The sequence below is a fragment of the Ilumatobacter sp. genome, assembly GCF_039969435.1.
In the GTDB taxonomy this organism is placed as follows: domain Bacteria; phylum Actinomycetota; class Acidimicrobiia; order Acidimicrobiales; family Ilumatobacteraceae; genus Ilumatobacter_A.
In genome coordinates this window covers 603,806-615,369 of sequence record NZ_JBDVNU010000036.1, presented here as the reverse complement: position 1 = coordinate 615,369, position 11,564 = coordinate 603,806, and the positions used below count along the sequence as shown (strand labels likewise).

The 11,564-nt window shown below is 63.4% G+C and carries 7 protein-coding genes and 3 rRNA genes; all 10 read left to right on the top strand.

What is annotated here, in order from left to right:
* The first annotated feature begins 21 nt into the window (after positions 1-21).
* Positions 22-1,543 (top strand): 16S ribosomal RNA (locus ABJK40_RS20130).
* A gap of 366 nt (positions 1,544-1,909) precedes the next feature.
* Positions 1,910-4,971: ribosomal RNA gene (locus ABJK40_RS20125) — 23S ribosomal RNA — on the top strand.
* Positions 4,972-5,055: 84 nt separating this feature from the next.
* A 5S ribosomal RNA gene (rrf, locus tag ABJK40_RS20120) occupies positions 5,056-5,172 on the top strand.
* The 16S, 23S and 5S rRNA genes sit together here, the layout of an rRNA operon.
* A gap of 695 nt (positions 5,173-5,867) precedes the next feature.
* Positions 5,868-6,581, top strand: a complete 714-nt coding sequence (locus tag ABJK40_RS20115) for a tetratricopeptide repeat protein (RefSeq protein ID WP_348481668.1) — start codon at positions 5,868-5,870, stop codon at positions 6,579-6,581.
* Between the two features lie 27 nt (positions 6,582-6,608).
* Entirely contained in the window at positions 6,609-7,049 is a 441-nt protein-coding gene (locus ABJK40_RS20110; RefSeq protein WP_348481669.1) for an NUDIX domain-containing protein, read from the top strand.
* Positions 7,050-7,071: 22 nt separating this feature from the next.
* Entirely contained in the window at positions 7,072-8,349 is a 1,278-nt protein-coding gene (locus ABJK40_RS20105) for a replication-associated recombination protein A (RefSeq protein WP_348481671.1), read from the top strand.
* Positions 8,346-8,813, top strand: a complete 468-nt coding sequence (locus ABJK40_RS20100; RefSeq protein ID WP_348481673.1) for a hypothetical protein — start codon at positions 8,346-8,348, stop codon at positions 8,811-8,813. The genes ABJK40_RS20105 and ABJK40_RS20100 overlap by 4 nt, the downstream gene beginning before the upstream one ends.
* On the top strand, positions 8,810-9,145 hold the full coding sequence (locus ABJK40_RS20095) for a hypothetical protein (RefSeq protein ID WP_348481675.1): 336 nt from the start codon (positions 8,810-8,812) through the stop codon (positions 9,143-9,145). Before ABJK40_RS20100 ends, ABJK40_RS20095 begins: the two co-directional genes overlap by 4 nt.
* 127 nt (positions 9,146-9,272) lie before the next feature.
* Positions 9,273-10,622, top strand: coding sequence for an FAD-linked oxidase C-terminal domain-containing protein (locus ABJK40_RS20090; RefSeq protein ID WP_348481677.1), 1,350 nt, complete (start codon positions 9,273-9,275; stop codon positions 10,620-10,622).
* Positions 10,606-11,523: an FAD-binding protein gene (locus ABJK40_RS20085; RefSeq protein WP_348481679.1), complete on the top strand. Its 918-nt coding sequence runs from the start codon at positions 10,606-10,608 to the stop codon at positions 11,521-11,523. The genes ABJK40_RS20090 and ABJK40_RS20085 overlap by 17 nt, the downstream gene beginning before the upstream one ends.
* The last annotated feature ends 41 nt before the right edge of the window (positions 11,524-11,564 follow it).

The window sequence follows — 11,564 nt, the reverse complement described above, 5'->3', positions numbered from 1 at the left end:
GCTCCTTCGGGAGCCACGTTTTTGTTGGAGAGTTTGATCCTGGCTCAGGATGAACGCTGGCGGCACGCTTAACACATGCAAGTCGAACGAGGTCCATGGAGCTTGCTCCGGAAGACCTAGTGGCGAACGGGTGCGTAACACGTGAGAAACCTGCCCTGGACTTCGGAATAACAGTTGGAAACGACTGCTAATGCCGAATATCACCTTCACCCCGCATGGGGAGATGTTGAAAGGTCAGCCGGTTCAGGAGGGTCTCACGGCCTATCAGCTTGTTGGAGAGGTAACGGCTCACCAAGGCATCGACGGGTAGCTGGTCTGAGAGGATGATCAGCCACACTGGAACTGAGACACGGTCCAGACTCCTACGGGAGGCAGCAGTGGGGAATCTTGCACAATGGGCGAAAGCCTGATGCAGCGATGCCGCGTGCGGGAAGAAGGCCCTAGGGTTGTAAACCGCTTTCAGGAGGGAAGAAAATGACGGTACCTCCAGAAGAAGGTGCGGCCAACTACGTGCCAGCAGCCGCGGTAACACGTAGGCACCAAGCGTTATCCGGATTTATTGGGCGTAAAGAGCTCGTAGGCGGTTCAGTCAGTCGGGTGTGAAAACTTGAGGCTTAACCTCAAGAGGTCACTCGATACTGCTGTGACTAGAGTGCGGTAGGGGAGCGGGGAATTCCTGGTGTAGCGGTGAAATGCGCAGATATCAGGAGGAACACCAGTGGCGAAGGCGCCGCTCTGGGCCGTAACTGACGCTGAGGAGCGAAAGCATGGGTAGCAAACAGGATTAGATACCCTGGTAGTCCATGCCGTAAACGTTGGGCACTAGGTGTGGGTCTCAACCAACGAGATCCGCGCCGTCGCTAACGCATTAAGTGCCCCGCCTGGGGAGTACGGTCGCAAGACTAAAACTCAAAGGAATTGACGGGGGCCCGCACAAGCAGCGGAGCGTGTTGCTTAATTCGATGCAACGCGAAGAACCTTACCTGGGTTTGACATGTAGTGAAAAGCTCTAGAGATAGGGTGTCCTTCGGGGCGCTACACAGGTGGTGCATGGCTGTCGTCAGCTCGTGTCGTGAGATGTTGGGTTAAGTCCCGCAACGAGCGCAACCCTTATCCTGTGTTGCCAGCAAGTAAAGTTGGGGACTCGCAGGAGACTGCCGGGGTCAACTCGGAGGAAGGTGGGGATGACGTCAAGTCATCATGCCCCTTATGCCCAGGGCTGCAAACACGCTACAATGGCCGGTACAAAGGGCTGCGATCCCGCGAGGGTGAGCGAATCCCATCAAAGCCGGTCTCAGTTCGGATTGGAGTCTGCAACTCGACTCCATGAAGCCGGAGTTGCTAGTAATCCTGGATCAGCACGCCAGGGTGAATACGTTCCCGGGCCTTGTACACACCGCCCGTCACACCACGAAAGTCGGCAACACCCGAAGCCGGTGGCCCAACCCCTTGTGGGAGGGAGCCGTCGAAGGTGGGGTCGGTGATTGGGGTGAAGTCGTAACAAGGTAGCCGTACCGGAAGGTGCGGCTGGATCACCTCCTTTCTAAGGAGTGCTTGTCTGCTGTATGCCGGCATCAGTTCGGCACAGTACGACACACACCTGTTGGTGCGTTTGTGCGCCTGTCGGTTCAACCGAGCACGGGTTGAGGGATTCGGTCCCTCCTTGAGCCACGGAGCACCGGTGGGCATTGTCTTCTCTTCTGTTTTGAAGGACTCGTTCCTTCACACCCCAGCACTTCGAGCCGCCCCGTCGGGTCGGCGCAGTGCTGAGCGGGTGGCTACTTGACAACTGCAGAGCAAGCACGAGCATCTAGACGTGTCGACTTCGGTCGGCCGTCTTCAATATCGAAGTACGGATGCCGACTCCTCGTGAGCCGGCGTTCGTGCGTACGAGTAACTATAAAGTTTATTCCAAGCTACAAAGAGCCAACGGTGGATGCCTTGGCGCCAAGAACCGATGAAGGACGTGAGTGACTGCGAAAAGCTACGGGGAGCCGTCGACTAGGCCCTGATCCGTAGATGTCCGAATGGGGAAACCCACCACTCGTCATGGAGTGGTACCGCTGCCTGAACACATAGGGCAGTTGGAGGGAACCGGGGGAATTGAAACATCTCAGTACCCCGAGGAAAGGAAAGCAACCGCGACACCCTGAGTAGCGGCGAGCGAAACGGGTAGAGACTAAACCGTGCCAGTGTCAAGCCTGAAGGCGTTGCTGGTGCGGTGTTGTGGGACCAACAGATACTGCTTCAGAAGTATCACAGGTTACAAGTGCTGCATAGGAGAATCGATCAGGAAAGGTCGAGCCAGAGTGGGTAACAGCCCCGTATCCGAAATGCATGTACTACCTGGTTGTCATCCCAAGTAATGCCGGAACCGTGAAAGCCGGCATGAATCTGTGGGGACCACCCCATAAGTCTAAGTATTCCTTGGCGACCGATAGTGAACCAGTACCGTGAGGGAAAGGTGAAAAGTACCCCGGGAGGGGAGTGAAATAGTACCTGAAACCGTTGGTTTACAAACAGTCAGAGCGTCGTCGCACTTCGGTGCGGCCGCGATGGCGTGCCTTTTGAAGAATGAGCCTGCGAGTTACGGTATGTGGCAAGGTTAACCAGAGATGGGAAGCCGGAGCGAAAGCGAGTCTGAATAGGGCGTTGAGTCGCATGCTGTAGACCCGAAGCCAAGTGATCTATCCATGGCCAGGTTGAAGCGGAGGTAAGACTCCGTGGAGGACCGAACCCACGTAAGTTAAAAATTGCGGGGATGAGCTGTGGATAGGGGTGAAAGGCTAATCAAACTTGGCGATAGCTGGTTCTCCTCGAAATGCATTTAGGTGCAGCGTTGCGTGTTCAGTGCCGGAGGTAGAGCACTGATTGGACTAGGGGGCCCACAAGCTTACCGAATCCAGTCAAACTCCGAATGCCGGTACTCCAGAGCGCAGCAGTGAGACCGCGGGGGATGAGCTCCGCTGGTCGAAAGGGAAACAGCCCAGACCATCAGCTAAGGCCCCTAATTCAGGACTAAGTGGAAAACGATGTGGGATTGCACAGACAGCCAGGAGGTTGGCTTAGAAGCAGCCACCCTTGAAAGAGTGCGTAATAGCTCACTGGTCGAGTGATCCTGCGCGGACAATGTAACGGGGCTCAAGTCCTGAGCCGAAGCTATGGGTTCGTATCTGATACGAGCGGTAGAGGAGCGTCGATGCAGCAGAGAAGCGGATCCGTGAGGGTGCGTGGAGCGGCATCGAGTGAGAATGCAGGCATGAGTAGCGAGAGAGGGGTGAGAAACCCCTCCGCCGAAAGCCCAAGGGTTCCTGGGGAAGGCTAATCCCCCCAGGGTGAGTCGGGAGCTAACGCGAGGCCGAGAGGCGTAGTGGATGCACAACTGGTTGATATTCCAGTACCACCGTGACCGCGCCAGGTCCAAGAGTGGCAACGTTGGGGCTGTTCAGATTCGTCTGAGCGAGCCGACCGAGCCGCTGGCGGATAGCTGACGGGGGACGCAGGAGGATAGATGAACCCGGGTGATGGTTATCCCGGGGTAAGCGTGTAGGAGGACCCTTTTGAGAGATCGGGTCATCAACTCTGAGACGCGATGCCGAGCGACATACTGCGAAGTCATCGATTCCATGCTGCCAAGAAAAGCCCAGCAGTGAGCTGTCACGGTGCCCGTACCCCATACCGACACAGGTGGGCGGGTAGAGAATACTAAGGCGAGCGGGAGAACTGTGGTTAAGGAACTCGGCAAATTGCCTCCGTAACTTCGGAAGAAGGAGGACCTGCTCCGGTGACGAGATTTACTCTCCGAGCTGAGGCGGGTGGCACAGACCAGGGGGTAGCGACTGTTTACCAAAAACACAGCAGGGTGCGAAGCCGTAAGGCGATGTATACCCTGTGACGCCTGCCCAATGCTTGAAGGTCACGGGGAACGGTTAGCTCTTTGGAGCGAAGCTGTGAACCTAAGCCCAAGTGAATGGCGGCCGTAACTATAACGGTCCTAAGGTAGCGAAATTCCTTGTCGGGTAAGTTCCGACCTGCACGAATGGCGTAACGACTTCCCCACTGTCTCAACCACAGACCCGGCGAAATTGAAGTACGAGTAAAGATGCTCGTTAGTTGCGGAAGGACGGAAAGACCCCGTGAACCTTTACTATAACTTGGTATTGAGATTTGACCTGCATTGTGTAGGATAGGTGGGAGACTTGGAAGCATTGGCGCCAGCCAGTGTGGAGTCATTGTTGAAATACCACCCTGTGTATGTTGGATCTCTAACCTCGGTCCCTTATCGGGATCAGGGACAGTTCCAGGCGGGTAGTTTGACTGGGGCGGTCGCCTCCTAAATTGTAACGGAGGCGCCCAAAGGTTCCCTCAGACTGGTTGGCAATCAGTCGTCGAGTGCAATGGCACAAGGGAGCTTGACTGCGAGACCTACAAGTCGAGCAGGTACGAAAGTAGGGCATAGTGACCCGGCCATCACGTGTGGAAGTGTGGTCGCTCAACGGATAAAAGGTACTCCGGGGATAACAGGCTAATCTTGCCCAAGAGTCCATATCGACGGCAAGGTTTGGCACCTCGATGTCGGCTCATCGCATCCTGGGGCTGAAGCAGGTCCCAAGGGTTGGGCTGTTCGCCCATTAAAGCGGTACGCGAGCTGGGTTCAGAACGTCGTGAGACAGTTCGGTCCCTATCCTCCGCAACCGAAGGAATATTGACAACGGCTGTCCTTAGTACGAGAGGACCGGGACGGACGTACCTCTAGTGTGTCAGTTGTTACGCCAGTAGCATTGCTGATTTGCCACGTACGGAAAGGATAACCGCTGAAAGCATCTAAGTGGGAAACCTGGTTGAAGATGAGTATTCCCATACGGTAAACGTAGTAAGGCCCGTGACGAGACCATCACGTTGATAGGCCGGAGGTGTAAGCGTGGTAACACGTTCAGCCGACCGGTACTAATCGGCCGAGGGCTTGGTTTAAACTTGTAGCTCGTGCTTGCTCTGGAGTTGTTGGGGACACATCCCCGATCCACCCGTGTGGTGGATCAATTGACAACACAAGATTTGGGTGGCCATAGCGACAGGGTCACACCCGTTCCCATCCCGAACACGGAAGTTAAGCCTGTCAGCGCCGATGGTACTTGGGGGTAGACCCCCTGGGAGAGTAGGACGCCGCCCGATTTCTACATACGAAAGCCCCACATGGACGAGAAGTCCGGTGGGGCTTTCGTCGTTTTCGGCCCATGTCCGTCTTCCGTCCGTCTCCGCTGTGAGCTCGTGGCGGCCGTGCGCTCTCCCGCGCCGGAGGGGACTGGTCGGGGCGTGACCCCGCCGTCGGATCGTGACCCGCTCCGAATCCGGGTGCCCCGGGGGGACACCGTGCCGTGGCGATAGCGTCGTGTCCCATGTCTGAGCAGCGTCCGAACCGGTCATCACCAGGAGGCCGCAACGGACGTCCCTCGGGGCCGGGTCGAGGTCGTCCGCGACCGGGTGCCGGGTCGAACGACCGTTCCGGCGGTGGCCGAACGGATGGCCGGTCGGGACGCGGTGATCGTGACGGCCGGCCGGCGCGTGGTGGCGAGGGTGCCCGGGGCGACGCTCCACGGCAGCAGGGTCGAGGTGGTGTCAGCCGTGATCGGCGGGAGGACTCGACGAGCGGTCGTGGCGGGCCGGACGGTCGGACGAAGCGCAACGATCGTGGACGTTCGTCGAGTCGGGGTGACAAGTTCTCGCCGAAGTGGCGCGAGCAGGTCGAGGAACCGATGACCGAGGCGCGTCGCCGCGCCGCAGAGGTCGATTCCCGCCGAGGCCCCCGGCCTCCGGCCGATCCGGATCGAGATCGACGCTGGGCCGACGAGCGAGTCACCGAGCAGTGGGTGGACGAAGGTTCCGTGCGTGAGGTCGCCGAGGCGGCGACGCACCGAGCGGCGACCGCACCTCCCGAGCGACGCGAGCCGCGACCGCTCGACCCGGACATCGGCGCCGAACTCGTCGATGCGTTGGGAGGTCAACGAGGAACTCGCCTGTCGGAACGCCTCGCGCAGGCGTCCGAGGCGCTCGACCGTGAGCGCTTCGACGAAGCGCGTCGCCTGGCGGCGGCGATCGCCAAGGAAGCTCCGACCGTGGCGGCGGTGCAGGAGGTGTTGGGCCTCGCGTCGTATCGACTCGGTCGCTACAAGCCGGCAGTCGCAGCACTGCAGGCCGCCCAGGAGCTCCACGAGAACCCGGCGCTCTTGCCGGTGATCGCCGACTCCTATCGTGGGCTGCGTCGCTGGGCGGCGGTGGAACGGGTCTGGGGTCAGATCAAGGCCGCCTCACCGCCCCACGAGATCCTCGCCGAAGGTCGGATCATCATGGCCGGAGCACTTTCGGACCAGGGCGACATCGCCGGAGCGATCCGGGTGATGGAGGAGGGTCGTCGGGCCCCCAAGCGCGTGCGCGACCACCACCTCCGTGAGTGGTACGTCCTCGGAGACCTCTACGACCGGCTCGGAGATCCGATCGCCGCTCGCCGTTGGTTCACGGCGGTCGCCGCCGAGGTGCCGGACTACTTCGACGTCGCGGATCGCCTCCGTGGCCTCGGTCGCTGAGCGACACGGCGCACAGGGTTCGCCGAGATGGGGAACATGCACTTCCGGGCCAACGTCGCGGCGATCGTCACCAACGACGCCGACGACGTGATGGCGTTCGAGCGCAGTGACCTCCCCGGGCAATGGCAGCTGCCACAGGGAGGGATCGACGACGACGAGACCCCGCTGGAAGCGGCGTGGCGAGAGCTCGCAGAGGAGACCGGGCTCGGGCCTGATGTCGTCGACCTCGTGAGCGAGTTCCCGGAGTGGACGGCGTACGAGTATCCCGATGGAATCCGCAAGAACGGCCGGGTCGGTCAGGTGCAGCGCTGGTTCACGTTCCGCGTGCGTGACGAGTCCGTCGAGCCCCGCCCCGACGGTGTCGAGTTCACCGACTGGAAGTGGGTGCAGCGGCGGTGGCTGGTCGAGCACGCAGTCGAGTTCCGACGCCCCTCGTACGAGCGGGTCCTGCTCGACGGTGAGACCTGAGCAGTGATGGAGCCGGACAGCGATGGCCGATGACCTCTTCGGTGCGGCGGCGGACAGCGCCAAACTGACCCGAGCGCCCCTGGCGGCACGGCTCCGGCCGCGCACGATCGACGACGTGGTCGGCCAGAGCCACCTGGTCGGGCCCGGGATGCCGCTGCGGCGGCTGGTCGAGTCGGATCGGCTCACCTCCGCGCTCCTGTGGGGTCCGCCCGGAACCGGCAAGACGACACTCGCACTCGCCGTGGCCGGCACGACGGATCGGGCGTTCGAACAGTTGTCGGCGGTGACGGCGGGAGTGAAGGACGTTCGCGACACCATCGCCCGCGCCGGGCAGCGACTGGGCGAGCGGGGTCAGGGGACGATCCTGTTCCTCGACGAGATCCATCGCTTCTCCAAGTCGCAGCAGGATGCGCTGCTCCCAGCGGTCGAGGACGGCACGCTCACGTTGATCGGAGCGACGACGGAGAACCCGTTCTTCGAGGTGAATGCGCCGCTGCGCAGCCGTTCGACGCTGTTCCGGCTCGAGCCACTCGAGTCGGCCGACATCGAGATCCTGGTGCGGCGCGGGCTGCAGGCCGAAGGTGCCGAGGCGGCGACCGAGGCGATCGCTCTGCTCGTCGACCGTTCGGGTGGCGACGGACGCCAGGTGCTCACCTCGCTCGAGGTGGCCTGTGCACTCGCCGAGTACGGGACCGTGGAGCTCGAGCACGTGGAAGCGGCGCTGGGCACGAGCGCGCTGCGATACGGGCGCGACGACCACTACGACGTGGTGAGCGCGTTCATCAAGTCGATGCGCGGCTCGGACCCCGACGCCGCCGTCTACTGGCTCGCACGAATGCTCGAGGCGGGGGAGGACGCGCGGTTCATCGCCCGTCGCATCGTGATCTTCGCCAGCGAGGACGTCGGGCTCGCCGACCCCACGGCGCTGCCGGTCGCGGTGGCCGCTGCGCACGCCGTCGAACACGTCGGACTTCCGGAAGCGCAACTCAACCTCTCCCAGGCGGTGATCCACCTTGCGACGGCGCCGAAGAGCAATCGTGCCGCACTGGCGATCTGGAATGCGCGGGCTGCGGTCCGCGACGGTGCGATGGGTGAGGTCCCGGCCCACCTGCGCGACGGCCACTATCAAGGGGCCTCCACGCTGGGTCACGGCGTGGGCTACGAGTACCCTCACGACCATGACGACGGTTGGGTTGCACAGCAGTACCTGCCCGACGCACTCGTGGGGCGCACGTGGTACGAGCCGACCGACCTCGGCAACGAACGTGACGTGTCCGAGCGGATGGAGCGGCGTCGATGACCACCGGTGAACTGCTCCTGGTCGCTGCGATCGTGTTGCTGGCGATCGGGTTCGCTGCGCTCATCGTGGTGCTGCTGCGCGTCCACGACACGACCAGCCACCTGCGTCGCGAAGTCACCGACCTTCGCGACGAGACACGTGCGCTGATCGACGATCTGCGGATCTCCACCGACGAGGCCCGACACAGCGTCGACGAGGCGCGTCACGACCTGGAGCGGTTCGACAGGGTCCTCGGTTCCGCCGAGGCCATCGGCGACGCCGTGGGGTCGACGGTCGCCCGTTCGGCCTTCTCGTCACCGGCGATCAAGGCTGCTGGCATCGCCCGCGGGGCGTCGCGGACGGTCGCACGACTCCGCGGGAAGCCGGCGGCGTCGCGTCGCAACGTGATCGAGGTCCCCCGCAGGTCCCAGCGGTCGGACCGCGTCGTCGGTGAGTTGCCGAGAGACCAGAGGAGGCGTGCATGATGAAGCGAGTCACGTGGTTCGTCGGTGGAGTCGCCGCCGGCGCGACCGGTGCCAGTTACGCGAAGAAGAAGGTCGTGGCCAAGGCGTCACAGGTGTCGCCGGCCAACGTCGCACGTTCTGCCGCCGGTCGCGCACGTTCGGCGGCGGCCAACGTGGTCGATGCGATCCGTGAAGGGCGCGAGGCGATGGACCGGCACGAGGACGAACTCAAGGCCCGTCGGGACGGCCGACTGGTGTCGCTCGACGAGCACGTCGCTCCCGGCGACCAGGTGTTCGTCGACGGTGTCGAGGTCGACTCGGGCAGCGTCACCGTGATGCGTCCCCGGCGATGACGCGCACTCCGTGACCGTCCGATCCCGGAAGGTTCGCTCCGGCGAGCCTCGATCCGGTGCCGACGAGATCGTCGGTGCCCTGAGGGCCTCGATCGATCCGTCGAAGGTGCGGTCCGGTGCCACCGAGATGCGTCTGTACCGTCGCGATGCGTCGAACATGACGGGTCGGGCCGGCGCGGTCGTCTTCGCCGAGACCACGGCCGACGTGCAGGCAGCCGTGCGGGTGGCCGACAGGTTCGGCGTGCCGTTCCTCGCCCGCGGTTCCGGCACGGGCCTCGCTGGAGGCGCCGTCCCGCCTGACGGGGCCATCGTCATCTCGACGTCGAAGATGAACCGGATCGTGTCGGTGGATGCTCTCAACCGACAGGCATGGGTCGAGCCGGGCGTGCTGAACCTCGACCTCTCCCGCCAGATCGCCCACCTCGGGGTGCACTTCGCCCCCGACCCCAGTAGCCAGCAGACCTGTTCGATCGGCGGGAACGTCGCGAACAACTCCGGTGGACCGCACTGTCTGGCCGACGGTGTGACCAGCGCGCACGTCCTGGCTCTCGAGGTGGTGCTTCCCGACGGTTCGATCACCGTCCTCGGCGGCGAGGAGCCCGAACCGGACGGCCTGGACCTACGCGGTGCGTTCGTCGGTTCCGAAGGCATGTTCGGGGTGGCCACGAAGGTGTGCGTGCGGCTGATGCAGAACCCGCCCGACGTCGCCACGATGCTGATGGAGTTCGATTCCGTCGCCGACGGTGCGCAGCTGGTGAGCGACATCATCGCCGACGGCATCGTGCCCGCGGCCGTCGAGATGATGGACCGACTGTGCCTCGTGGCCGTCGAGGCCTGGCTGCACGCCGGTCTCCCGACCCATGCGGCGGCGGCGCTCTTGATCGAGTGCGTCGGCGAGTCGGGTCAAGTGGCGTCCGACGTGGACAGGATCAAGCAACTCGCCCGTGAACGCGGCGTCGCCCACGTGCGCACCGCCGCCGACGACGCAGAGCGCGCCGTGCTGTGGAAGGGCCGCAAGGGCGCGTTCGGCGCCGTGGCGCAGATCAAGCCCAACTACTACCTCCACGACACCGTCGTGCCCCGCTCCCGCCTGGCCGAGGTGATCGAGAAGGTCTACGAGATCACCGAGCGGTACGGGATCGACGTGATCAACGTGTTCCACGCCGGTGACGGAAACCTGCACCCACTCCTCGTCTACGACGCACGAGAGGAGGGGATGGTCGACAAGGTGCACGCCGCGGGACGCGAGATCGTCACGTTCTCCGTGGGCGTCGGGGGAGTCCTCTCGGGCGAGCACGGCATCGGCCTGGAGAAGCGTGACCTGATGCCCCTGATGTTCTCCGAGATCGACCTGTCCGCTCAGGAGTCGTTGCGCCGTGCGTTCGACCCGAAGCTGATCGCCAACCCGGACAAGGTCCTGCCGAATCCGGCGACCTGCGGTGACCTGCACGCAGTGCCCGATGGGGCCTGGATTTGAGTCGTCGATGGACATGACGCTCGACGAGTTCGCGGCACGGGTCGGATCGGACGGTCCGGTCACCATCTCCGGTTCCGGGTCGCAGGGAGGCGCAGTGGTCGACGTGCGCGCGGTCACCGCTCCGTCGGGGATCGTGCGGATCGACGCAGCCGAGATGGTCGTCGAGTGCGGTGCGGCGACACCGGTCGACGAGTTGCTCGACGCACTCGCCGAGCACGGTCAGACGGTGGCGATGCCTCCGGGCGGCACGGTGGGTGGAACGCTGGCGGTCGGGCGCAGTGACATCACCCGACTCGGTCACGGTCCGCTGCGAGACGTCCTGCTCCAGACCAGGTACGTGTCGGCCGCAGGCGAGGTGACCAAGGCGGGCGGGCCGACCGTGAAGAACGTGAGCGGGTTCGACCTCTGCCGGCTGTTCGTCGGCTCGTGGGGAACGCTCGGCTTCTTCGGCGACGTCATCCTGCGGACGCGACCCGTGGCCCGCAACATCCGGTGGTTCCGCAGCGACCGTGACCCACTCGAGTTGCTGCGCGACGTCCACCGACCCGTGGCGCTGCTGTGGGACGGTGCATCGACGTCGGTACGTCTCGACGGAGACGACGGCGACATCGCGCGTGCGGTGGAACGTTTCGACCTCACCGAGACGAGCGGCCCGCCACCGCTTCCCGGGCCGCACCGGTGGTCGTTGTCGCCGTCCCGGGCGATGGACGCCGCGCGGTCGGTCGACGGGTCGTTCGTGGTCGAACTGGGTGTCGGGGTCGTTCACCACAGCGGCGGAAGCGAGCGTCAGCAGCCCGACGTCGCGGTCTGCGGTCTCCACCGCCGGATCAAACACGAGTTCGACCCGTCCGGCCGACTGAATCCCGGTGTCGACCCGCTCACGCCGCGGTCGGTCGGTTGACGGTGGCGCGCCAGCGGCCGGAGCGGCGACGGTGAGCACGG

Coding starts and splice junctions, on each gene's coding strand:
- ABJK40_RS20110 (WP_348481669.1), top strand. CDS start 6,609: ATGGGGAACATGCACTTCCGGGCCAACGTCGCGGCGATCGTCACCAAC.
- ABJK40_RS20105 (WP_348481671.1), top strand. CDS start 7,072: ATGGCCGATGACCTCTTCGGTGCGGCGGCGGACAGCGCCAAACTGACC.
- ABJK40_RS20100 (WP_348481673.1), top strand. CDS start 8,346: ATGACCACCGGTGAACTGCTCCTGGTCGCTGCGATCGTGTTGCTGGCG.
- ABJK40_RS20095 (WP_348481675.1), top strand. CDS start 8,810: ATGATGAAGCGAGTCACGTGGTTCGTCGGTGGAGTCGCCGCCGGCGCG.
- ABJK40_RS20090 (WP_348481677.1), top strand. CDS start 9,273: ATGCGTCTGTACCGTCGCGATGCGTCGAACATGACGGGTCGGGCCGGC.
- ABJK40_RS20085 (WP_348481679.1), top strand. CDS start 10,606: ATGGGGCCTGGATTTGAGTCGTCGATGGACATGACGCTCGACGAGTTC.